This window comes from Prevotella amnii DSM 23384 = JCM 14753, from assembly GCF_000378745.1.
Taxonomy (GTDB): domain Bacteria; phylum Bacteroidota; class Bacteroidia; order Bacteroidales; family Bacteroidaceae; genus Prevotella; species Prevotella amnii.
On the sequence record NZ_KB905267.1, the window covers coordinates 15,957 to 40,632 of the forward strand.

26 protein-coding genes are annotated in these 24,676 nt (G+C 34.5%); 12 read left to right on the plus strand and 14 right to left on the minus strand.

Features of this window, described 5'->3' with window-relative positions; all coding sequences use genetic code 11:
- Positions 1–78: 78 nt before the first annotated feature.
- From F596_RS0101380 to F596_RS0101390, 3 genes are read left to right on the plus strand one after another with little or no spacing between them, the layout of a single operon-like run.
- Entirely contained in the window at positions 79–786 is a 708-nt protein-coding gene (locus F596_RS0101380; protein ID WP_008449322.1) for a phosphatidylserine decarboxylase family protein, read from the plus strand.
- A 1-nt stretch (position 787) separates the two neighbouring features.
- A complete protein-coding gene (pssA, locus tag F596_RS0101385; protein ID WP_019035573.1) occupies positions 788–1,498 on the plus strand; it encodes a CDP-diacylglycerol--serine O-phosphatidyltransferase in 711 nt (236 codons plus the stop codon).
- Positions 1,499–1,510: 12 nt separating this feature from the next.
- On the plus strand, positions 1,511–1,780 hold the full coding sequence (locus F596_RS0101390) for a hypothetical protein (RefSeq protein ID WP_008449333.1): 270 nt from the start codon (positions 1,511–1,513) through the stop codon (positions 1,778–1,780).
- A gap of 223 nt (positions 1,781–2,003) precedes the next feature.
- On the opposite strand, the gene F596_RS0101395 is transcribed toward F596_RS0101390, so the two are convergent.
- From F596_RS0101395 to F596_RS0101455, 12 genes are all read right to left on the minus strand, one after another.
- On the minus strand, positions 2,004–2,495 hold the full coding sequence (locus F596_RS0101395; RefSeq protein ID WP_019035574.1) for a hypothetical protein: 492 nt from the start codon (positions 2,493–2,495) through the stop codon (positions 2,004–2,006).
- A gap of 247 nt (positions 2,496–2,742) precedes the next feature.
- Complete coding sequence (locus F596_RS0101400; protein ID WP_008449291.1) at positions 2,743–4,086, minus strand: nucleobase:cation symporter-2 family protein; 1,344 nt, start codon at positions 4,084–4,086, stop codon at positions 2,743–2,745.
- A gap of 108 nt (positions 4,087–4,194) precedes the next feature.
- On the minus strand, positions 4,195–4,764 hold the full coding sequence (gene xpt / locus F596_RS0101405; protein ID WP_019035575.1) for a xanthine phosphoribosyltransferase: 570 nt from the start codon (positions 4,762–4,764) through the stop codon (positions 4,195–4,197).
- Positions 4,765–5,237: 473 nt separating this feature from the next.
- Entirely contained in the window at positions 5,238–5,819 is a 582-nt protein-coding gene (ruvC, locus tag F596_RS0101415; protein WP_008449241.1) for a crossover junction endodeoxyribonuclease RuvC, read from the minus strand.
- Positions 5,820–5,824: 5 nt separating this feature from the next.
- The gene (locus tag F596_RS0101420) at positions 5,825–6,469 is read right to left on the minus strand and encodes an MBL fold metallo-hydrolase (protein ID WP_024992627.1); all 645 of its coding nucleotides are present in this window, start codon (positions 6,467–6,469) and stop codon (positions 5,825–5,827) included.
- A 53-nt stretch (positions 6,470–6,522) separates the two neighbouring features.
- Positions 6,523–7,149 (minus strand): 16S rRNA (guanine(527)-N(7))-methyltransferase RsmG, encoded by a 627-nt coding sequence (gene rsmG, locus F596_RS0101425; RefSeq protein ID WP_008449384.1) that lies wholly within the window; start codon positions 7,147–7,149, stop codon positions 6,523–6,525.
- A gap of 9 nt (positions 7,150–7,158) precedes the next feature.
- Positions 7,159–7,920, minus strand: coding sequence for an RsiV family protein (locus F596_RS0101430; RefSeq protein ID WP_026302349.1), 762 nt, complete (start codon positions 7,918–7,920; stop codon positions 7,159–7,161).
- 231 nt (positions 7,921–8,151) lie between these two features.
- Complete coding sequence (locus tag F596_RS0101435) at positions 8,152–9,036, minus strand: energy transducer TonB (protein ID WP_008449365.1); 885 nt, start codon at positions 9,034–9,036, stop codon at positions 8,152–8,154.
- Between the two features lie 36 nt (positions 9,037–9,072).
- Entirely contained in the window at positions 9,073–9,762 is a 690-nt protein-coding gene (locus F596_RS0101440) for an ExbD/TolR family protein (protein ID WP_008449286.1), read from the minus strand.
- 1 nt (position 9,763) lies between these two features.
- Positions 9,764–10,417 (minus strand): ExbD/TolR family protein, encoded by a 654-nt coding sequence (locus F596_RS0101445; protein WP_019035579.1) that lies wholly within the window; start codon positions 10,415–10,417, stop codon positions 9,764–9,766.
- A 30-nt stretch (positions 10,418–10,447) separates the two neighbouring features.
- Positions 10,448–11,287, minus strand: coding sequence for a MotA/TolQ/ExbB proton channel family protein (locus F596_RS0101450; RefSeq protein ID WP_019035580.1), 840 nt, complete (start codon positions 11,285–11,287; stop codon positions 10,448–10,450).
- Positions 11,288–11,512: 225 nt separating this feature from the next.
- Positions 11,513–12,709, minus strand: a complete 1,197-nt coding sequence (locus F596_RS0101455) for a pyridoxal phosphate-dependent aminotransferase (protein ID WP_019035581.1) — start codon at positions 12,707–12,709, stop codon at positions 11,513–11,515.
- Positions 12,710–13,151: 442 nt separating this feature from the next.
- On the opposite strand from F596_RS0101455, the gene F596_RS0101460 reads away from it, so the two are divergent.
- The 3 genes from F596_RS0101460 to F596_RS0101470 all read left to right on the plus strand — a co-directional run bounded on the left by F596_RS0101460 (position 13,152) and on the right by F596_RS0101470 (position 16,142).
- Entirely contained in the window at positions 13,152–14,114 is a 963-nt protein-coding gene (locus tag F596_RS0101460; RefSeq protein WP_019035582.1) for a PstS family phosphate ABC transporter substrate-binding protein, read from the plus strand.
- Positions 14,115–14,187: 73 nt separating this feature from the next.
- Positions 14,188–15,600, plus strand: a complete 1,413-nt coding sequence (locus tag F596_RS0101465; protein WP_019035583.1) for a tetratricopeptide repeat protein — start codon at positions 14,188–14,190, stop codon at positions 15,598–15,600.
- Between the two features lie 266 nt (positions 15,601–15,866).
- Positions 15,867–16,142, plus strand: coding sequence for a hypothetical protein (locus F596_RS0101470; RefSeq protein ID WP_019035584.1), 276 nt, complete (start codon positions 15,867–15,869; stop codon positions 16,140–16,142).
- A 132-nt stretch (positions 16,143–16,274) separates the two neighbouring features.
- On the opposite strand, the gene F596_RS0101475 is transcribed toward F596_RS0101470, so the two are convergent.
- A complete protein-coding gene (locus tag F596_RS0101475; protein WP_019035585.1) occupies positions 16,275–17,084 on the minus strand; it encodes a GSCFA domain-containing protein in 810 nt (269 codons plus the stop codon).
- A 51-nt stretch (positions 17,085–17,135) separates the two neighbouring features.
- Entirely contained in the window at positions 17,136–19,658 is a 2,523-nt protein-coding gene (locus F596_RS0101480) for a YfhO family protein (RefSeq protein ID WP_019035586.1), read from the minus strand.
- Positions 19,659–19,779: 121 nt separating this feature from the next.
- On the opposite strand from F596_RS0101480, the gene F596_RS0101485 reads away from it, so the two are divergent.
- The 6 genes from F596_RS0101485 (at position 19,780) to ettA (ending at position 24,655) form a co-directional block, all read left to right on the plus strand.
- Complete coding sequence (locus F596_RS0101485; protein WP_019035587.1) at positions 19,780–20,475, plus strand: 5'-methylthioadenosine/adenosylhomocysteine nucleosidase; 696 nt, start codon at positions 19,780–19,782, stop codon at positions 20,473–20,475.
- A 15-nt stretch (positions 20,476–20,490) separates the two neighbouring features.
- Entirely contained in the window at positions 20,491–20,970 is a 480-nt protein-coding gene (locus F596_RS0101490) for an S-ribosylhomocysteine lyase (RefSeq protein ID WP_008449338.1), read from the plus strand.
- Positions 20,971–21,087: 117 nt separating this feature from the next.
- On the plus strand, positions 21,088–21,912 hold the full coding sequence (locus F596_RS0101495; protein ID WP_024992626.1) for an outer membrane protein assembly factor BamD: 825 nt from the start codon (positions 21,088–21,090) through the stop codon (positions 21,910–21,912).
- Positions 21,913–21,941: 29 nt separating this feature from the next.
- Positions 21,942–22,283: a DNA-directed RNA polymerase subunit omega gene (locus F596_RS0101500; RefSeq protein ID WP_008449253.1), complete on the plus strand. Its 342-nt coding sequence runs from the start codon at positions 21,942–21,944 to the stop codon at positions 22,281–22,283.
- Between the two features lie 3 nt (positions 22,284–22,286).
- Positions 22,287–22,739, plus strand: coding sequence for a DUF4293 domain-containing protein (locus tag F596_RS0101505; RefSeq protein WP_008449279.1), 453 nt, complete (start codon positions 22,287–22,289; stop codon positions 22,737–22,739).
- Positions 22,740–22,957: 218 nt separating this feature from the next.
- Positions 22,958–24,655 carry an energy-dependent translational throttle protein EttA gene (gene ettA, locus F596_RS0101510; protein WP_019035589.1) on the plus strand — a complete coding sequence of 566 codons (1,698 nt, stop codon included), beginning with the start codon at positions 22,958–22,960 and terminating at the stop codon, positions 24,653–24,655.
- Positions 24,656–24,676: the final 21 nt, after the last annotated feature.

Consider the following 24,676-nt stretch of genomic DNA (forward strand, 5'->3'; position numbering starts at 1 on the left):
CAAAACTTAATTATTAAATATTTGTTTGAATAATGAAAAAGACTTACCTTTGCAAAGTATAAAATTACGTCTTCATAAATGGGAAAAAGAATAAAGAAACTTAAGAAAATACGAATACATCACGAGGGTACTAATACCTTATTATTTTCAGCTATTGCCCTTATCATAATAGCTTTAATTCTTTGGTTTGTAATTCCGTCCAAAGTTCCATTTGGTATATTTGTAATAGTCTTTGGAATAATATTTGGTATTGTTTTAAACTTTTATCGTTGTCCTATCAGATATTTTGATTCTGAAGATACTCAGGGCATAGTAGTAGCTCCTGCAGATGGTCATATCGTTGTTATAGAAGAAGTGAATGAGGATAAATATTTTCATGAAAAACGAATCATGGTATCTATTTTTATGAGCTTATTTAACGTACATGCTAATTGGTTTCCTGTTGATGGTGTCGTAAAATTTGTAAAACATTTTAATGGTAATTTTTATAAAGCATGGCTGCCAAAAGCGAGTGAAGAAAATGAGCATACAGATGTTATTATAACTACTGCCGATGGGCAGGATATATTATGTCGCCAAATAGCTGGTGCCATGGCTCGTAGGGTAAAAACTTATGCAGTAAAAGGAGAAGAATGTTATATTGATGAGCATCTCGGATTTATCAAGTTAGGTAGTCGTGTAGATTTATTCCTACCTGTTGATGCTGATATATGTGTAAAAATGGGGCAAAGCACAACAGGTGATAAAACGGTTATAGCAAAATTAAAAACAAAGACTAAAGCTTAAAATGAAAAAACATATACCAAACTGTATTACTTGTTGTAACCTAATATCAGGCTGCATAGCTATAGCATTTGCTGTTGTTAGTGACTTTCAATATGCTTTTATTTGGATTATTATAGGAGCAGTGTTCGATTTCTTCGATGGTATGGTGGCAAGGCTTTTGCATGTAAGTTCGCCTATAGGTAAAGAGCTCGACTCTCTTGCTGATGTAGTTACCTTTGGTGTGGCTCCCTCTACAATAGTGTTTTCTCAACTTGGTATTATGACATATCCATCTTTTTGTGAGCCCTTAAGAGATTATCTACCTTTCATAGCTTTTATAATGGCAGCATTCTCTGGCTTGAGATTAGCTAAATTTAATCTTGATGAGAGGCAGACTTTAGGTTTTATAGGATTGCCTACTCCTGCTAATGCCTTGTTTTGGGGATCATTAATATTAGGAGTAGGGGATAAGCTTGATAGTTATCCGGTGGCTTTATTCTTTATATTAGCAGGGATACTGGTAAGCTCATATCTTTTGGTAGCTGAGATTCCTATGTTTGCTTTAAAATTTAAGCAATGGAAATGGAAAGGAAACGAAATAAAATTCATCTTTTTATTAACTTGCTTACCTTTGTTACTTATTTTTGGTATAACAGCTTTTGCTATAATAATAGCTTGGTATGTTGTTTTATCAGTAATAGTAATGAAAAAAGAAAAATCTAATATCGGCTAGATATTATATATTATGATATCTTTTTTAAAATTAGCTCTGTTACTTTTTATCGTTCTATTCATTGCTTTAGTATGGATTATTTATAGTTTCTATAAGCAAGTGCGTAAAAATGCTCAGCGATTTGGCTTTTTTACCCAACATGCTAATCCCAAACGTGAAGGAGAAGAAACTATAATAGATAAAAGATCTATGGAACAACGTACAAAGAAGGTGATAAAAGACAATGAGGGAGAATATGTTAATTTTACAGAAACTAATAATCCGTCAAATACCTCTTTATAAAAAAAAATTATAGAAAAGAAATGAAGGGTTATATGAGTTAGCTATAATTACCTATCTATCTATTATATAAACAAACCGTTTTCATACACCAATAAAACAAGATATTTACTCACAAAGCACACCTACTTACTATTTCTTTAAAGGCTTATATCTTTATGCCAATAATATAAATGGCGCGTATGACGAAAAACGTTTATGTTGTAGACTGTGTGTTATGTAAATCCTAATCTATCTTATTTATTTTTGTAGGCTCTGTTTTCTCAATCTTTGTCGTTGGCTTAGTAGGTACAGATTGTTTAGATGATGATTCTGCTTTTGAAGGAGTTATTGTAGAAGATTGAGGCACCTCAGGTACTGGTCCTATCTCTGGAGCAGGAAGAGGGAGAGGATCTTTGTGGTCAGAGTCCTTCTTTTTATTTTTATTATCTGCTTGTTTCACCCTATTATTTATATCCCCATCTGTAGTAGATGACGCATTTGTAGTTTCACTTTTGCTCTTTTTCTTTGAGTTGCTCCATAAATAATCACCAACTATATCTATGGTATCATGTGAAACTTTATCTTGCATTTCTGTCTGTGTATCTTCTTCTGTAATATTACTTTTCTTGCCTATATCTACGATGAAGTTATAAGCTATTCCTAAAAATAAAATTATAGCTATAATGCATATTATTCTAAATGGTAGACTTTTCGTAAATTTATTTTTCCTTGCCATAAATTTGTTATAAATATTACTACATCTAATGTGAATTAAACCTTTTCATTTAGTAGTACAAAGATAAGCATTTATATGTAAAGTGGATAATTTATCTTAAAAGAAATGCTATAGCAGATTCAACTCCAAACTGACGTTCACTCATCATGATAGGCTATGGCTTAAGATGTTTTTCTTTTAATTTACTATTATCGCAGTCTTTAGACTCGTTATAAAAATGAACTTTCACATGAGCAATAATAAAATACTATTCCTTTATACGAATAAAGGCATTAGCTAAGATGGCTGTTAAACCACCTGTGGTAATACCGCTGGAGAAAATATTATGAATAACATCAGGCATTTTGTCAAGAATGTTAGGTACAAGCTCCACGCTCAATCCCATAGCAAAGCTAATAGCTATGACCAGAACAGACTTACGGTTGATCTCTGTAGAAGATATAATGCGCACACCTGCAGCAGCTACTGTACCAAACATTAACAAAGTAGCACCTCCCAACACGCAGTCAGGAATTAATGAAAAGACAATACCTATTACGGGAAATAATCCAAGAATTACTAATGCAGCTGCTATGAAATAACCAATATAACGACTTGCTACACCTGTAAGCTGTATCATTCCGTTGTTTTGTGCAAAGATAGAGTTTGGAAAGCTGTTAAAGATAGCAGCTAACATAGAATTGAAGCCATCTGCTAATATACCTCCTCGTGCACGTTTCATAAAGACATTGCCTTCTACAGGTTGTCCCGAAATAAGCGAATTGGCTGTAATATCTCCAAAAGCCTCTACTGCAGTAACAAGGTAGATAAGTCCTATAGCTATGATAGTGCCTAAATCGAAGCGTAAACCATACTTAAATGGTACGGGAAGATAAAAAGAAGTAGACTCTGTCAATGTACTAAAATCTATCATGCCCCAAAAATAAGCTACTAAGCAGCCTATAATTAAACCAAGCACAATAGACCCCATTCGCAAGAAGCGATTCTTAGAACGATTAAAAAAGATAATACTTACTAATACTAAAAGAGCTATGCTAAGATTTTGAATAGAGCCAAAGGTACCTTTACTCATAGCACCTTGGCCTCCTCCACATGATGTGATACCAGCTTTTATCAAACACAGACCTATTAAAGTAACGACAATACCTGATACTAAAGGAGTAATTATCTTGCGGGTATAGGGTAGTATCCTACTTACGACCATTTCAACTACTGACGAAACAAGGCACGCACCAAAAATATAACTTAAACCCACTTCTACATTCATCTTTCCACCTACCATACCTAACATTCCTGCTCCTATGATAGGACTAATAAATGAAAAAGAAGTACCCTGAATGCATAGTAACCCTGCTCCTATAGGGCCAATGGTATGACATTGGATAAACGTCGCTATACCTGATACAAATAAAGACATTGACACCATAAAAGCAGTAGTATTTATATCAAACTGTAAAGCAGAACTAATAATAAGAGGTGGTGTTATGATAGCCACAAAGATTGCTAATAAATGCTGCATAGCAGCAAAGAGAGATTCACGAAATGGAGGACGATCATTAAGTCCATAGATAAGTTCTTTCTTTTCTTCCATAACATAAAGTAAATTTATTCTTTTATACTTGTCTTATAATATATCTTAATTATAAAAATATATATGTAAAGAGGTGAACTTTAATAAGCCCACCTCTTTATGTTTTAATTATCTCCTCAATTTTATTTTACAGTTTTCAAGCGATTCTATAATAGCTAAACTCTCACAGCGAACTCCTGCTTTTTCTATTATACTTCTGCCATGCTGGAACGCCTTTTCTATAATAAACCCCATGCCCACTAGCTCAGCACCTGCTTGAGCACATAAGTCTATTATTCCTTTTGCAGCATTACCATAAGCGAGGAAATCATCTACAAATAAAACCTTATCTTCTTTTGTAAGATATTCTTTTGATATAACAATGTTATACTCTCTTTGCTTAGTAAACGAAAAAACTTTAGTAATAAGCATATCATTCATAGTAGAAGGTGTTTTCTTCTTAGCAAAAACAACGGGTAGATCGAGTAAAAATCCCATCATTATAGCAGGTGCAATACCACTTGCTTCTATGGTTATAATCTTGTTAATTTCTGTAGATGCATATCTACGGATAAATTCTACAGCTATTTGTTTCATCAAGTTAGGATCCATTTGATGATTGATAAACTTATCTACCTTAAGAATACCACCTTCAAAACATTTACCCTCTTTTAGAATACGCTCACATAAAACTTTCATTATTACAATTAATTTTCAATACTTAATAAAAAAAGAAATGAAAAGAAAATATTTATTCACTCTCACTCCATAATTAATTGCATGCAAATTTACTAAAAATAACATATATAAAAAGAATAGTTTTGCTTTTTTATTAAGACAAGAATGAGAAATTTTCTGATAGTCTTATGTCAAGGATTTAAAAAGTATTATCCTAAAAATTATATTGCTGTTTGGTAAAAAAGATTATCATTTAAAAAATAAAAAAAAAGGCTTGGTTGTTTTGCTAAAAAAATATTTACTTGTAAGTGAAAATATAACAAATTTTTATAAAGGAAGAAGGCATATAAAGATGAAAGCGTTTTTTATGATATGGTATAAAATAAAAGAAGCAGTGTCCTTCACAGGTGACCGCTTCAATTTCAAATAGGTATTAGTTTTGTAAGGTAAAAAGATTGTTTTCAGGATAACGCTGCAAAGGTAGGGATAATCTTTTAACCTTGCAAAACTTTTTTCTTGTTTTTTTGTATAAAATCTTTCCATGAGCCATAATGTTTAGCATCAGTTTCAGGGCAATTACTTTGTAAAAAATGACAGTAGGCTGCACCTACAGCGTCAGTGGCATCCATAAAATGGGGCATTTGGTCATCTCTTAAATGTAATAATTTTTGTAACATATTAGCAACTTGTTCTTTAGAAGCAGCACCGTTGCCAGTAATAGCCATTTTTATCTTCAGTGGAGCATATTCATGTATTGGTATATCATGATGTATAGCAGCAGCAATGGCAACACCTTGGGCACGACCAAGTTTGAGCATAGATTGCACATTTTTACCAAAGAAAGGTGCTTCTATGGCTAACTCATCAGGTAGGTATTCTTCAATAATCCCTGTTACGCGGTCGAAGATTTTTCCTAAGCGTAAATATATATCTTTTTCTTTACGCATATCTATAATACCCATAACAATCAGGTTTGCTTTGTTACCTACAGCGCGGAGTAAACCATATCCCATAACATTAGTGCCAGGGTCTATGCCTAAAATGATTTTTTCTGTTTTTGAAGTAGGAGAAAGCATCTATTTTATCTATCTAAATAAAGATTATGGGCAACCTCGTAACCTATAGTGGAGCAATCGCCATGGCCTGGGTATATGATAGTTTCGTCAGGTAATTGTGCTAATAAGCGTAACGAACTTACCATTTGAAACATACTGCCTCCAGGAAAATCTGTTCTTCCTATACTCCTTTTGAATAAAGTATCTCCAGTAAAAAGTAAGTGTTCTTTTTCGCAATAGTAACATACTGAGCCATTGGAGTGGCCAGGAGTAGCTATAGTTTTTAAAGAATGTGTCCCAAACTTGATGATGGTATTATTTTTTATACAATAATTGGTTTCGGGCAAATCGTAATTCAATGTTATACCAAAGATTGTTGAAGCAGCATTTTGAGGATTTTCCATCCAAGTGCGATCCCCTTCATGTGCTTCTGGCTTGAGCCCGTATGTTTCAAATATTGTGTTATCACCTAAATGGTGGTCAAGATGTCCATGCGTAGAAAGCAGATGAACAGGTTTTAATTTTTCCTCTTGTATATATTTTATAATCTTATTTCGCTCTTCGCTACGATAAGCACCACAATCAATAATAACACATTCTTTAGTTTCATCGCTTACAACAAAACAATTCTCTGCTAACATATTACATGAAAAACATTCTACTTTGATCATAACATATCTCCCAAAATAAAGTATAATTTATATAGAACTTTTTAAAATAAAATTTAACAAGGTAAATATAGAATATATTTGTCCTTAAACCATTCTTCTTCAAACCATTGAGTAAGCTCTATCTGTTCTATAATTTTTTTAAATGATTTAGTTTCTTCTTTAAGATTTCCTCCTTTTAGTACTATAACACCATTGGGTAAAGCGTTGTGCTGCTCTTTGGAAATATTTTTCCTTACTATTTTTATCAAATTAGGTAATGGCATTACTGCTCGAGATACGATAAAATCAAACTTATCTTTTTCTTCTTCTCCGCGCATGTGCATAGGAAGGATATTTCTTAGTTCTATATCTTTACCTATCTCTGTGGCTACTTTAATCTTCTTACCAGTACCATCTATCATTTTAAAACTTACCTCAGGGAACAAAATAGCTAAAGGTATTCCGGGGAAACCTCCACCAGTGCCAAAGTCGAGAATAGTGGTGCCAGCCTTAAAATGTATTAGCTTTGCTATAGCCATAGAGTGTAACACATGATGTTCATATAAGTTATCTATATCTTTACGAGAAATAATATTTATTTTAGCATTCCAATCTTGATACAGATCGTACAGCAAACTAAACTGTTTTATTTGTTTATCACTGAGATCCTTAAAATATTTTTTTATAATGTCTATTTGCATAATAGTAATTTATTTTTTAATAGCTATTCGTATCCCCTTACTATTAATTTCTCCTGGATTATAGACAAAAATAGTGGAATCGTCAGTAAAAATATAATTGCTTGCAGGATAAATATTTATATTCTCAAAAAAGCCTTTTGCTTGAATATCTTTTAATGTAGGATTATCAATGTTTAGCTTCTTACCAAAAGCATCTATGATAACATTATTCATCTCTTTATTTCCGTATCTATCTTTTAGTGTAAGAAGTTTTCCTGTTTTAGGATTAAAATTGCGAATAATGCAGTATTTTGTTTTAATACCACTGCCATCATCTATCGATATGTTGGATGTTGCCACTATATTGTCACCATCTCCAGAAGATAATGTAACATTTATAAATAGTTTACCTTTTGTTTTTGCATTTTGTTTTTCATGTTGGCGAATAAGTTTAGCCATATAAAAATATTCTTTTATATATTTTTCAGCAAAAATTATCAAGGCATGTTTTGGAGTGATGTGCTCGTTTAAAATGGAAAGATAATCTGGTTGTAACAACCCCATTCTTAGTAAAGAATCGGTAGTAGTAGAATATTTTTCTCCTTTTAAATAAGAAAACTCTACATGAACTTCACAAGTAATATTATCTGAAAGATGTGCTGTTGTGTCTATAACGGCTTTAGTTATTGGAAGCGTCAATACTTTAGCTGATTTGTTTTTTTTATAGCAGCTACATAAAAGAAAGCTCCCTACAACTAAGAACGTACATAATATAAATGATTTCTTTGTCATAATATGAACAAAATTACAAAAAATAGCTGTAACTTTTGCATAAATGCTGAAGTTTACCATATTTTAAAGCCATAAAAGTAGTTGATGAGAAAATGGAAGGTACTTTCCGATAATCTTGTTTGTTTATAATAAAGATAAAGGTTTATTTGGAAAATAAAAAAGGAGATATGGCTATATTTTTCCATATCTCCTCTGAATAAGATTTAACTAATTAAAAAGGAAAATTAGTTATTATTGTAATCTGAATGTAATAGGAAGAGTAAACCATACATTGGCAGCCTGACCATTATTCATGCCAGGATTCCACTTAGGCATACTGTTCACAACTCGTAGAGCCTCACGATCAAGGGCAGGGTCTACACCGCGAAGTACCTGTGCTTGACTAACGCTACCATCACGTCCTACAACAAACTTAACAATAACTTTACCTTGAACACCATTTTCTGCAGCCACTGCAGGATAAGTAATATGAGAACTTAACCAGCTGTTAACATCACCTTTAAAAGTAGGCATTTGTTCTGCTACGGTGAAAACTTTAGTAGCTATATCCTCAGCTGGAGCTTCTTGTTTAGCTTCAACCTTAGGTGCTTCTATCTTAGGAACAATTTGGTCTGGAGTTGCTACAGTACTTCTTGCAGCCACTTCGGTACGATCATTTACACCTTCCTTAGATTCACTACCAATAGCTTTTGTCTCCTTGTTCATCTTCACCATAGGAGGCATTTCTTCCTTAACATCTTTATCATCTTTGATGACAGGAGCAGTAAACTTAACTGTTGCACGAGTTTGAGGAACAACCTTTTCTGGCTCAATCTTCTTGGGCTCAGCTTTAGGTTGTTGCTTCTTACGTTCAGCTTGTTCCTTTTTAGCTTGTTCCAGAGCTGCTGCTTCCATCTTTGCTGCATATGCTGCTTGAGCTGCCAAATCGTCATTGTGCTTTTTGATTTGGTAAGCTAAATAGCCTCCTCCAAGGAATGCAGCAATAAGCAATATAGCTAACGCCTTAATATTACGCAGAGATGTTCCCTTACGTAGCTTGTAAGCTCCATACTCTTTGTTTTTGTTGGCGAATACCATTTCGACCCATTTAGGATCGTATAGATCTATTTTTGCCATTGTCTTTCTATTCTTTAATTGTTACTAGTATATTGATTATAATTGAACACCTTTTTTAACAAGAAGAGCCTTGTCTTGGTCATTCAATTTATCAATAACAAATGTTCCAATGTATGAAATCTGCATTTCATCGAGGATATCCACTAAGTGATGATATGAAGCCTTATCTGTTAGTTTAATTACAACAGTTAATGTACCAACCTTAGTGCCATTTATCTGACCACTCTTAATATTAGCTACCTCTGCCTGATATACACTGTCAGGATAAGCTTTAGGATTAGCTTGCTTCTTCTTTTCAAGTTCTTGCATAGCAATGCTAAGATCTTGATAAGGAATTGAAGCATTTTCCCCAGTATCTCCACCACCAATTTGCTTGTGTTGAAGGACATAGCGGATACCTGTAGTGCCTTTAGTCCAATCAGCAGGCTTTAACCAAGATGGATTATCATACTCTGGCTTACCTTCACCGTAAAACATCTTATCACCATCAGCGATATAAATGGTAATAGAGTGAGATTCTTTAGCTTCATTCTTTTTAGCATCTGGAGTGTTCTTGTCATTACTTGGCATAGTTAGCTCCATGGTAGAAGGCTTGCTTAAAGATGTACATAGCATGAAGAATGTGATAAGCAACATAAGCATATCCACCATCGGAGTAAAATCGACACGTACGGTCATTTTCTTTTGCTTCCCGCCTCCGTTGTTATTAGAAACCATTTCTGCCATATTACTTAACCTCCTCTCTAGCCTGTGCGGCCTTTTTAGCATCCAATTGAGTAATCATGTAGTAATGGCTCTCGTCCATATCTTGAAGTTCGCTCATTACTTTCTTAACAGTACCATAAGGAGTATCTGCATCCGACTTTATAGCTAATCTTACTTTAGGATTAACTTGGCGTGCAGCGTTTACCCATTGTTGAAATTCTGTAAAGTCTTGTCCTTTGATACTATCAAGTGGAATACCCATTTTTGGAAGTTCTGTTGTACGTTTTGCAGCAGGTAGCATTAAGTATTCTGGGAGTTTGTCCAAAGGAGTACCGAATGTTGATTCTGCTACAAAGACTTTTTTCTGTGCAGGGGTCAATGTTGTCATGTTATCTACTATTTGAGCCAGTTGATTAGTGTTATCATAGCTCATGAATACCTGACCATTCCCCGTAGGTGTACCTGCAGCCGTCTTTTCAGGGCTGACGATAATTGTTAAGACACCATTCTCTGGCACTTTTGTTTCTGACACAGACCCTGGGGTGTTTACCTTTACAGGCTCACTCTTTACAAATGTAGATGTAAGCATGAAGAAGGTAAGAAGAAGGGTCATAACGTCAGACATAGGTGTCATGTCTATAAACGTGTCCGACTTCTTAATTTTTACTTTACCCATAGCGATAAATATTTAAAGGGTTAGCAAAAATTAAGCTTCGTCTGTGTGGTTTGCTTCGTATGTCTGAGCAATAGAGTAACCAACCTCATCAAGAGCGTATGTCAACTTGTCTACCTTGTTTGAGAAATAGTTGTAAGAAACTACAGCACACCACGAAGTAGCAATACCAAAAGCAGTGTTGATCAAAGCCTCAGAAATACCAGCAGAAAGAGCAGCAGAGTCTGCACCGCCACCAGAAGCCAAAGCAGAGAACGACTTAATCATACCGGTTACAGTACCTAACAAACCAGTAAGAGTACCAAGTGTAACAAGTGTTGCAACAATAGGTAGATTCATGGTTAATGTAGGCATTTCTAACTGAGTAGCCTCTTCGTGAGCTTGCTGGATTTTAGCCACTTTGTTAGCCTTCTTTAAACTTGAATTAGCACCTGTTTCCATGTTTTTGTAAGCATTTAAAGATGCTTTTACAACATTAGCAACAGAACCTCTTTGTTGGTCACAAAGCTGGTTAGCTTTTGCTAAATCATTGTTGTTTAATGCTGCTTTAATGTTCTGAACGAACTTTGGTAGGGCACCCTTGCCGAAAGCTGTTTTAAGAGCAAGCCAACGTTCTATAGACATTGCAAGAACGGTGAGCAATAATGTGTGGATAACTGGTACCACAACACCACCTTTATAGATAGTACCCCAAACGTCAGCAGGAGTTTCTCTTGTTACACCATCTTGGAAGTGCATAGGATTAGCAAACCATGTGCAAAATAATACAAATGCTACGACTGCGCAAACGACGATTATCCAAAATGCGCCTCTAACTCCTGTGAAGCCCTCAGACTTCTTAGCTGGGGCTGCTTTTTTTTGTGTTGTTGCCATAATTAAATGAACTTTTAATTTTTTAGTTATTAATGAATTTATTTGTTATTATTTATTTGATTTCAAAAGCTTTATTATCACTCTATGACTTTATTGACATTTTCATGATGTTTAACAGCGCAAAGATAACAATTAATACCAAACTATCACGATAATTAGTAACTTTTAACAATCATATTTTATATATGTTTCAATCTAATAAAATTCTTATATTGTAATTTTTTTTTATTTTAATTTTAGTAATGCGCTTTTAATTCGTTTTAAGGCTGTTATAATATTTTCTTCACTTGTAGCATAACTAATTCTAAAACAATCTGGTGCGCCAAAGTCATCGCCTCCTACTACTGCGACATGAGCTTCCTCTAAAAGAAACATTGCTAAATCTGTAGCGGTATTAATTTGTTTGTCGTTATATTTTTTACCAAAAAGTTTAGAACATTTTGGGAAGAGGTAAAAAGCTCCTTCTGGTACATTTACTTCGATGTCTGCTATTTCTTTTGCTAAATTTACTATAAGGTCTCTTCTCTTTTTAAATTTACTACATGATGTTTTTACACAGCTTTGATTGCTTTCATAAGCGGCTAATGCTGCCATTTGACTTACACTGCTTGCTCCGGAAGTATATTGGCTTTGTAGCTTGCAAACACCTTTTGCTATCCATTCAGGAGCAGCCACCCAACCTAAGCGCCACCCTGTCATAGCATAAGCTTTACTAACACCATTGCAGATGATAGTGCGGTCTTTCATGTTTTTAAAAGAAGCTATACTTGTATGTGTGTTTGTATAAGTAATGTGTTCGTATATTTCATCTGAAAGTACGTAGAGATTTTCATATTTAAGAATTACCTTTGATAATGCTTCTAATTCATCAGCAGTGTATACACTACCTGTTGGATTGCTTGGCGAACATAGTATAATCAACTTTGTTTTTTCGCTAATAGCCTTTTCTATTTGCGCAGGAGTTATTTTAAAGTTTTGCTCAAAGCTAGCCGATACATATATAGGTTTACCTCCTGCTAATAATACCATTTGAGGGTAACTTACCCAATAGGGTGCAGGTATAATTACCTCATCTCCATGATCAATTAAAGATAGTATGGTATTACAAACAGCCTGCTTACCTCCTGTACTTACTACCACTTCATTTGTATTGTAGTTAAGATTATTTTCTATTTTTAGTTTATTAACTATGGCTTTACGTAATTCTTGGAAGCCAGCTACTGGTGAATATTTAGAATAGTTCTCATCGATAGCCTTTTTAGCAGCCTCTTTTATGTGGTTAGGGGTCATAAAGTCTGGTTCTCCCACACTCATATTAATAACGTCAATACCTGTAGCTTTCATTTCACTACTCTTTTGCGACATAGCCAAAGTGGCAGAAGGTGATAATCTTTTTAAACGTTTCGACAGTTGTTGTGTCATATAGCAGATATTACATTGTGAATAATAAACGCTGCAAAAATAATACTTTTTATTATAATATGGAACTTTTTAAACTAATATTTAAATAATTCTCCCCCTGATTTGTAATAACACGTATAATATAAACATTTTTGTAGACATTTAAAAAGCATTCGTTATAAGTATAAGTATAATGCGGACAAAATAGTAAAAAAAGTTTTTTCTAACCTTAAAAAGTATATATTTGCGATATTATTGTTGTGTAAATATGTCTTTTTTTATATCTTTGCAGTCATAAAAAGTAAAAGGAAGGTATATTACGATGAATTTATATAAGGAGGAATATATAGATATGATAATTAAGAAATTCTATAAAAGTATAAATTAATTATAATAAATTTTGGAATACGGATAATACCTAATAACTTTACGACAGATTTATTACACTAAAAATATTAATGATATGTACAGGGCATCGCATAACGTTTTTTTAAGCATAGCTATTCTTACTACTTTTGTCTTAGTTGCATGTGGTAAGAGGAAAGCAGCAGATGGCAGAACTGATACTCCCATTTCTGGAACTATTAAGTTTGCTTCAGACGAAAGTTTTGCTCCTATTATAGAAGAGGAGCTTCAGACATATCAATATCGCTTCCCTAAAACTCATTTATTGCCTATTTATACAGATGACAATACAGGTATGAGGCTTTTAATAGATCAAAAAGTAAATCTTTTTTTTACATCGCATAAGTTAGAAAAAGGTGAAGAGGCTTTAATACAAACCAAAGGGCCTATTCCTTCTGTATTTCCAATAGGTTATGATGGTATAGCTTTTATAGTCAATAAAGCTAATAGAGATTCTTTGCTTACTGTTAGCCAAATTAAGCAAATTTTAGGAGGTAAATTTACTCAGTGGCGGCAGGTTAGCAAGCAAAATTTACAAAAAAATATTGAGATAGTGTTCGATTCAAAAGCATCTGCTACGTTACATTTTGTAGCGGACTCTATTTTAGGTGGTCAAAAGAACATGAGTAAAAATATTGTAGCAGCAAAGAACACCTCTTCAGTTATAGAATATGTAAATAAAACTCCGAATGCTATAGGCGTTGTAGGCTCAAATTGGTTATATGATAGGCGTGATACTACAAATACTACTTTTAAGAAAGGTGTTAGGGTTGTAGCAGTGTCTCAAACTACCCAAGCTATGCCTTCAAATAGTTGGCAGCCTTATCAAGCCTATTTATTAAATGGTCGCTATCCTTTTGTGCGTACTATATATGCAATAGTTGCTGACCCTCATAAGGCTTTGCCATGGGCGTTTGCTAATTTTATTACAGGTCCTATAGGTCAGATGATAGTATTAAAGGCAGGTCTATTACCTTATCGAGGCAATATAAATATTCGTAGGGTGGAGGTTAAAAATTAGAAATAATTATTTTGGGAAAAACAAATGTAATTATAGTATAAGGAAGCTATAAATAAAAGAAAGGTTTGAAGTTATGAAGAAAATTAAATATGTATTAGTAGGAGCATTGATGTTGGGAATGTCAACTCCTTTGATGGCTCAGGAGGCTGATTATAAAGCAGCTTTAAAGCCTATTGTATCAGCTTTGGAAGCTGTTCCAAACGATCCTAAAGTAGTAAAAAACCTTGTAAAAGTCTACCAAAAGACATTCAAGAAAGATGAGAAGGCTCTTGTAGCTCTTGGTAATGTTTATCTTGCGCAGCGTAATTATGATGCTGCAACAGCTATTGCTAATAACATTACTACGAACAAGAGGTTTAATGGTAGTTTAGCTTATGTCTTGCTAGGTGATATTGCAGCCTTAAAGGATTCTATAGGTAATGCCGGAGATGCTGCATCACAGTATCAGGCAGCTATTAGCCTTGATCCTCATAATGTTGCAGCTTATGAGCGTTATGCGAAAGTATATCGTCATGTAAACGCTAACACAGCGATAGAAAAATTAGAAGAGCTTCGTAAGGTGGAGCCTAATTATCCGGTAGAGGCTACTGCTGCCGACTTGTTTATTGGCGATGGCAAATATGAAGAAGCATTAAAATGGTATGATAAGGCTAATCGTGCTAATCTTACAGAGAGCAATTTCTATAACTACGGTTTTGCTGCTTTTGTAGATCAAAACTATGATAAAGCCCTTGATGTAGTAAGGACAGGTTTGCAGAAATATCCAAATAGTGAATATCTTAGTCGTGTAGGTATGATGGCTTCTACAAGTAAAGCTCTATATGCAGAAGCTTTAAGCTATGCTAATACGCTTTTTGCAGGTAAGAGTAAAAAGGTGGCTAACGACTATCTTGTATATGCTAAAGCATTAGCAGGTAATAAGCAGTTTGACCAAGCTTTCCAAGCTATAGAAAAAGCTAAAGAGTTAGCTCCTAATAGTATTGCTACTATTAAGGCTCTTGCAGATATATATGTATTACAAGGTGATGAAGATAAAGCTTTAGAAGCACAACAGGAATATTTACAAAAAAATCCAAATGCGAACTCTTCAGATTTCTCATCTCTTGCAGGTACTTATGTACAAAAGGCCGAGAAGTTGACAGGTGAAGAGAAAAAGGCTACACTTACTAAGGCTATGGCAGTATATGAAGATATGCTTACCAAATTCCCTTCTATATCTGATTGGATTTGGTTAAATCAAGCTAATATTGCTAATATTTTAAATGACCCTGATAAAGTAGCAGAGATTTATCAGAAAGTAGCTGCTTTTGAAGAGGCTAAACCAAGTCTTAATGCCGACCAAAAGAGTTATCTTGAGAATGTTTATTATGGTTTAGGTTATTATAATTCTAAGAAAGGTAACGCTGAGGTTGCTAAGGATTACTATAACAAAGTGTTAAAAGTAAATCCTAATAATGAAAATGCTAAGAAAGCATTAGGTATGTAAATTCATACAAGAGAAGCTATTAAAAATACCAAACAGAGATGTTTCTATGAAATTTAAGAAACATCTCTGTTTGAAAAAGTAAGACAATATACCAAAGGGTGGTTAGTCATACCATGAAAGAAAACACAATATACTTAAAACTTTATCATTACAAAAATATTATACTATCCAAAAAAGAACAAAACTTATGAAGTTATATCCAAACAAGATACCTTTTGTACAATTTACTATTTGCTTATTGTCATATCTCTAAAAGATTTCTATTTATGGATAATTTACAAAAAAGTAAATATTTTATCTTTGCCTTTTTTTTATTATTTATAACTTCTTCATGTAAGAAGTTATATAGATATAATAGATTTATTGGTAAAGATACTGCACGAATAAATTGGATTTATCATGAGAATAGAGCAGATGATAATGGAGATGATGGAGATGATGAACTTCTTTTTAAAGTAAAACCTACTAACAACGCAACAAAAAAATATAAAAACCCTAACGAATACGCTCCACAGAGCGATTTAGAAGGACGCGAATGGTAAAACTTTTAAGATAGAAAGGTTATAATATTAAGGGGAATTATAGAGTTATATGTTTTTCTGAAATTGTAATTAAAAGGAGTATAGAGTTATGTTTTTATATACAAAAGGATTAAGAATAAGTTATATATATCTTTAGAAATCTAATTCTAAAGAAGGATATTTCTGTTGTAATTCTTTTGCTTTTGTCTTTAACTTTTCTATAAAATTCAGATAATCCTTTGATGTTGGGTCAAAAGGACGATGTGCTAATCCTTCTTTAATGGGATGCCATGCAGTTAAGAAATCGTTTAGTGATGAGGAGAAACACGATAGTTGTAGACGTTCCCATATATATTCCACAGCTTGCTGACTGGGGTGTAACATGTCAGCTGTATAAAAGCGATAATCGCGTAACTCATCATTTATTATCTCGTAAGCAGGGAAATAGAATACCTGTTTAGGATAGGTATGTACAAATTTATCTGCCGCCAAAAGGAGTATAGCTTTTGAAAGCTGACTTTTGTGATAACCATATTTAGCATAGCGTATAGGACTAACAGTAATAATCACCTTTATGTTTATATTAGTTTCTAATAGTTTTTTGTAAATAGCAACGAGGGTAGTAAAACATTCCTCTATAGATAATTCTTCTTCGGTGAAAAGGCTTTGAGGGCGTTTGGCACAATTGTCTACAATCTTGCCAGTAGCTTTTTCGCGATATACATGGTTAGTACCAAGAGTTATCACTACTTTGTCGAAACTTTTATTTATTCTTTCCACTGTGTGAAGTATCGATACAGGATTATACATAACTCCAAAAGGATTGATTATTGTATGAAACTTTTCCTGTTCGAAGCGTTTACCTATGTTAGTAGCAAAGCAAGAACCTACAAAGAGAATATTTTCTAAAGGCTCAAACTTAAAAGGGGGAGAGGGTAAGGTAACTATTGTGCGAAATTCCATATAACTTTTAATATTAAAAATATTCCAAATACATATCTTTATCTAAAAAAATTACATTTGCTTCTTTTTATTCTTCCATTCTACATAACCAATAAATATTAACGCTAATAAGAGGATAGCAATAGCAATATAAGCAATAGTTTCGGTAATAGCAATGCTCTTAGGGTGAAAATCGAATACTATCTTATGTTTTCCAGAAGGTACTTTAATGGCACGTAGAATATAGTTAGCACGCCCAATTTCCACTTCGCTACCATCAATAGTGGCTTTCCAACCTGGATAATATATCTCTGATAAAACTACAATGCCACCATGTTTTGAATAAACAGAGTACTCTAAATGATTAGGTGCATATTTATCTAAACGGACTTTACCTTGGTCTGCTGTAATATTATCTTTTGTTGCAGCTGTTTTTAGTATGTTTTTAAACTTAACATCTGCAACTGCTTGGTGTCGAAGATCTATCTTCCCAAGAAGGTCATATTCTTTATTAGCATTATCAGCGAATATTATGTCATTGACAAACCAGCCATTACCCATAGCGTATGGATTATTTATAGGCATGGTCTGCCCTCCTTGTAATGGAAATATAAAAAACTTTGCGTTAAGCATGTTTAGCACGGGGAATAGTCTTTTACCATCTACTTTTTGCATATTGCCTCTATACCTTATCACCTCTTTCATAGTATGTTGCATTTCTGGCATTATGTATCCATCTATAATATCTTGGTAGCGGCGTAGCTTAGCTGCATTATAGCCACCTATACTCTTATGAAAGAAAGAGGTTTCATTTTCGTTAAATGTGTTTGAAGCAAAATTAAGAACACGGTCGTCCTTACCAGAATTGCGTAAAATAGCGTCATCGGTGGCTGTTTTTTGTTGCGGTGCATCACGCTCACTTTTAGGGACAAACATATCATCATTAAGATAACGTTTGTCTACCTGCCACATGTCTATAAAACATAATACAGTGATAGCATATATCATAACACTGGCTTTTAGTTTGCCCCATCTAAAAGCATATATTAAAGCTAAGCCTATTATTATTATTATTACCGAACGCCAAGCGTCTGCGCTTACTAAAGCTGATCGCATTGTAGCTATATTCGATAAAATAGATTGTAAAGAGTTATTATCCATACCTTGTATAGAACTTAGCATATTCCTTTCTTGTAAGCTAACAAAAGGCCCCATTAGGTCTGGGAAAATACCAATTATAACAGAAACTCCAAGTGTAAGAGCTATACTAATATAGATAAAACGAGCTTTACTAACTAAGACATCTGGTTTATCGATAATTTCTTTTAGGGTGAAAATAGCAAGTAGAGGGATTGTAAATTCTGCTATAACAAGAATGCTTGACACTGTACGAAATTTAGCATACATAGGGAAATAGTCTATAAACAAATCGGTAAGCCACATATAGTTTTTACCCCATGATAAAAGTATAGAGAGTATTGTTGCTGCTAATAATGCCCATTTAAGAGGTGTGCGTACTATAAATAGACCCATTATAAAAAGTAGCATAACAAACGCACCTACATATACTGGGCCACTTGTGCCGGGTTGTGTCCCAAAATATTGTGGAAAAGAATCGTATAATACTGGGATAGAACTTTGTATAGTAGGGTCGGCTTTAGACATGGCAGTTTTGTTTTGCGATAAAGGTACGGAGGCTCCACCTTTAGCGTTAGGGATAAGAAGAGTCATTGTCTCATCTATGCCATAGCTCCAATGTGTGATATATTCGCGATCTAACCCGGAACTGGCTTGATTATTAGAGGCTTTATTTACAAGCTCGTTTTTACCACGTGTGCTCTCTTTTTGGTATTGCCATGTATGAAAAAGACTTGAAATGTTAATAGCTATCCCAACTCCGGCAGCTATAAGACAAACTATAGACGACTTTACGAATGTCATAATCTGTTTATCTTTTATAGCTTTATAAAGATAAGCCATTACCATAAAGAAGACAATAAACAGGTAATAGTAAGTCATCTGAATATGGTTAGCCTTAATCTCAAATGCTGTAAATATAGCTGTTATAACAAATCCTAAAAGATATTTCCCACGATAGGTTAAAACAATACCTGCTATCATAGGCGGAAGGTAAGCTAAAGCCATTACTTTCCAAAGATGTCCAGCTGCTATTATTATTAAGAAGTAAGAAGAGAATGCCCAAATAATACTACCTAAAGCGGCTAAAGATTTACGTAAATTGAAAGCTCTTAAAAGGATATAAAAGCCTAACATATAAGCAAAAAGAAACCATACGTTATCAGGTAGCCATAAGTGGTAAGCATTCATTACCACAGCAAGCCCATCTGTAGAATGGTAGGACGGTGATATTTGATAGGTTGGCATACCACTGAAGATAGAGTTTGTCCAACGTGTCGTTTCACCTGTAGCTTCTTTATACTTTCCTAACTCTTGCACTGCGCCCATACCAGCTGAAGCGTCGTGTCTGTATAATATTTTCCCTTGTGTTACAGGAATAATGAAATAAGCAAATGAAATAACCGCAAAAGCTACTACGATAATAAGATCGGGTAAAAATTTCTTCCAAGTATTCATATGTTTTTATTTATAGATTCTATCCTTTAAGTAGTGTTCTAACTATTCTAAAACATTGCAAAGATACAAAAATATAGTATGTTACCATGTGTAACTATCATCTTTTTCGTATCTTTGCATTATGAAAATAGGAATTATTGTTGCTATGGATAAAGAGCTGACACAGCTCAAAGCCATTCTCAGTAGCATTCAAACGGAGCGTTTTAATAATAAAGACTTTATAATAGGAGCTCTTAATGATAAAAAAATCATTTTACAGCAATGTGGAATAGGAAAGGTTAATTCTGCTGTAGGTACAGTAGAAATGATAAATAATTATCACCCAGATTTGATTATCTCAAGTGGCTGTGCTGGTGGGGTTGATGTCTCTTTAGAGGTTGCACAAGTGGTAGTTGCAAAAGAGTGTGTTTACCATGATGCTTATTGTGGTGATGAGCAGCTCTTTGGACAGATAATGGGAATGCCTGCCCGTTTTAAAACGAGTCAGGAGTATATTGACAAGGCTTTAGCATTAAATGATATTAAGGGTAAAATCCCTACTATAAAAGCAGGACTTACAGTGAGTGGCGAATGGTTTGTAAACACGAAAGATAAAATGCAAAGCATAATTAATCATTTTCCTGACGCAAAAGCTGTAGACATGGAAAGCTGTTCTATTGCTCAGGTGTGTTATATATATGGTATACCCTTTGTTTCGTTTCGTGTTATAAGCGATATTCCTTTGAAAGATACGAACGCTTCTCAGTATTTCAACTTTTGGGAAAAGATAGCAGAAGGTAGCTTTGAGGTAACAAAACATTTCTTGAACATTCTTTAAAGTAAAAATAAGAAAATGGATAAAATATCTTCTTTTACTATAAATCATCTTGCTCTAAAGCGTGGCATTTACGTTAGCAGGAAGGATTATATAGGTAGTGAGGTTATCACTACTTTTGATATTCGTATGAAAGAGCCTAATCGTGAGCCTACATTGCATGTAGAGTCTATACACACGATAGAACATCTTGCAGCTACTTTTTTGCGTAATGATGAAAAGTGGAAGGATAGGGTAATATATTGGGGGCCTATGGGTTGTTTGACTGGCAACTATCTTATCCTTAAAGGCGACCTTGATTCGGTTGACATTGTCGACCTAATGCGTCGTACGTTTACCTTTATAGCCAATTTTGAGGGAGAAATACCCGGTGCTACACCACGCGACTGTGGCAACTATTTAATGAACAATCTGCCCATAGCAAGGTGGGAGGCTAAGAAGTTTTTAACAGAAGTGTTAGATAATATAAGCCAGGAAAATCTTATCTATCCACAATAAAAATGGTATAATGTGCAAGAAAAACAATATAATAAAGGTGTAATATATATAAAAAGCAAATCTAACTTCTTGCATATTAGCAGAATAATACTTATCTTTGCATCACAAATTGTAAATATGAAGAAAAGCATTATTTTATCATTTTGTGTGGCACTTATTTTTTGCAGCTGTGCCCACGAATATAATGTAGTATATAAGAGTGCAGACCCAGAATATAAGTACGAGTTTGCTAAAGAGTTATTTGTTAAAGGTAAGTTTGCAAGTGTTATTCCTCTTTTGCAAGATTTGGTAGTTACGCTAAAAGGTACAGAGAATGGTCAGGAGAGCTTATATATGTTAGCAAAGGCAGAATATGGCATGAAGGACTATGATGCAGCTTCAGAAATATTTAAAAAATATTATCAGAGCTATCCTAAGGGGATATATGCAGAGATGGCACAGTTTAACATTGGGCAATGTTTGTATGAAAATGCTCCAGAGCCGAGGTTAGATCAGACACCTACCATTGCAGCTATACAGGCTTTTCAGGACTATTTAGATCTTTTCCCAGATGGTAAGATGAAAGAAAAGGCGCAAGAGCGAATGTTTGAGCTTCAAGACAAATTAGTAAAAAAAGAATATTTGAATGCAAAGCTTTATTATAATCTTGGCTCTTACTTTGGTAATTGTACAAGTGGAGGCAATAATTATGAGGCTTGTGTTATAACGGCTCAAAACGCTATAAATGATTATCCTTATAGTAATCTGCGCGAGGAGTTTGCCATATTAATAATGAAGAGCAAGTTTGAGCTGGCGCATATGAGTGTAGATGCTAAAAAGCTACAACGTTTTCAAGATGCAGAAGATGAGTGTTATGGATTTATCAATCAGTTTCCCGACTCTAAGGAGCGTCATACTGCGGAGGAATATATAAAAAAATGTAAGCAGGTTACAAAAGATTAAAGCGATTATAAAATATTATATTTACAAGAATGGATTACAGGAAGTCAAAAGCACCGTCAAACACGGTAACAAGAGATGTACAAGAGCTTTGGAAAGATACCGACAATATCTACGAAAGTGTCGCTATTATTGCAAAGCGTGCTAATCAGATATCAGTAGAGATAAAGCAAGATTTAAACAAGAAATTAGCTGAATTTGCTTCATATAATGATTCTTTAGAAGAAGTTTTTGAGAATCGTGAGCAGATAGAGATTAGCCGTTATTATGAGAAGCTTCCAAAGCCTACTTTGCTTGCAACGGAAGAGTTTCTTAATAATAGCATTTATTGGCGCGATCCTTCTAAAGATGTAAAAGGAGAATACGAAGATTAAATCATGATTCAGCGAAAGCAAACTATTTTCTTATTATTAGCTATCATTGCTATACTTGCATGTATGGCTATGCCTATTGCGCACATAGAGGCTAAGGCGATGGCAGCTAACCAAGAGGTGTATAACCTATGGATACAACATTCTAACGGTGATAAAGAGTATAGCGTATGGGCTTTATTTGGGCTTTTAGTAATAAGCTGCCCTATAAATCTTTTTGCAATATTCGATTTTCGTAACCGCAAGCGTCAGAGCCGTTTGTGTGTTTTCTCTATGTTGTTGATGTTGGGTTGGTATATTGTTTATGGGGTATTTAGCCAGATGTTAACAGCTTTAGGCAGCTTTAATGTAAAGTTTGCAGCTTGTCTGCCTTTAATATCTCTTATATTGCTATTTATGGCTCGTAAAGCTATATTAGCCGATGAGGCATTAGTAAGAGCTGCAGACAGAATAAGATAATAAAAAGTATATTCACCTTATAATATATTATATATGAGAGAGTGAGCAAAAATTATTATTTTGCTTGCCCTCTTATTATTTTTTTATATGCTAAAGGTGTTTATAAGTACTTTGTTTAGAGCGTGAAGAAAGGAAGAGATGATGTTGCTTTTACCTTGTTCTGCTTTTAATAAAAAAACTTTTGTGTAAATATAAAACTGATAAAATAAAAACAAAACATGGCTACAGTAGACGACAAGAAGATTATCTTCTCAATGGTGGGAGTATCTAAGATTATACCACAAAACCAAAAACAAATATTAAAGAATATATATCTTTCTTTTTTTTATGGTGCTAAAATAGGTATTATAGGCTTAAATGGGGCAGGAAAATCTACCCTTATGAAGATTATTGCAGGCATAGAACAGCCCACACTTGGAGATGTAGTGTGGAGTCAGGGTTATAGCGTAGGTTATTTAGAGCAAGATCCACCTCTTGATGAGGGAAAGACTGTTAAGGAAAATGTCATGGAAGGTGTACAGCATATATATGATGCTTTAAAGGAATATGATGAAATAAATGAGAAGTTTGCCTTAGAGGAATATTATAGCGATCCTGAAAAGATGGACAAACTGATGCAGCGGCAGGCAGAGGTGCAAGACGTTATAGATGCTACAGATGCTTGGAATATAGATTCTAAACTTGAGCGTGCTATGGACGCTTTACGTTGTCCTTTAGGGGATAAGCCGGTTAGTAACCTTTCAGGGGGTGAACGTCGTCGTGTAGCATTATGCCGCTTGCTTCTTCAAAAGCCAGATGTATTGTTACTCGATGAGCCTACTAACCATTTAGATGCTGAAAGTATAGACTGGTTAGAACAACATCTTCAGCAGTATGAGGGAACTGTTATTGCTGTTACTCACGATCGTTATTTCCTTGATGATGTGAGCCAGTGGATATTAGAGCTCGACCGTGGCGAGGGCATTCCTTGGAAGGGTAACTATTCGTCATGGCTTAAGCAGAAAACTCAACGTATGGCTCAAGAAGAAAAGAGTGCTTCTAAGCGTCGTAAGACATTAGAGCGTGAGCTGGAATGGGTGCGTATGGCTCCAAAAGCCCGACAAGCAAAAGGTAAGGCTCGTCTTAAATCGTACGATCAGATGCTTAATGAGGAACAGAAAGAGCGAGAAGAGAAATTAGAAATATATATACCTAATGGTCCTCGTTTGGGTAATAAGGTTATTGAGGCTCAACATGTGCAAAAAGCCTTCGATGATAAGGTGCTCTTTAAGGATCTTAATTTTAGTTTGCCTCCTAACGGTATAGTAGGGGTTATAGGTCCTAATGGGGCAGGAAAGACAACCCTTTTCCGTCTTATCATGGGTTTAGAGCAGGCAGATAGTGGAACCTTTGAAGTGGGCGAAACGGTTAAAATATCTTATGTAGATCAGCAACATAAGGATATTGATCCTAATAAGAGTGTTTATGATGTAGTAGCACAAGGTAACGAAACCTTCCGTATGGGAGGCAGGGATATTAATTCGCGTGCTTATCTCTCACGTTTTAATTTTTCAGGCACTGACCAAAGTAAGCTTTGTGGTGTACTCTCTGGAGGAGAGCGTAATCGTTTGCAGCTTGCCCTTGCTTTAAAACAAGAAGGAAACGTTTTGCTTTTAGATGAGCCTACTAACGATATCGATGTAAACACATTACGCGCATTAGAAGAAGGATTAGAAAACTTTGCAGGTTGTGCGGTTGTTATTAGTCACGACCGTTGGTTTTTAGATCGTATCTGTACGCATATTTTGTCTTTTGAGGGTAACGGCGAAGTGGTGTTCTTTGAAGGTGATTACTCTGAATATGAGATAAATAAAGCTCGACGTTTAGGTAATGAGGAGATAAAAAAAGGGCGTTATCGCAAGCTTATGGAAGATTAAAAAGGCAAGTATATAAAAAAA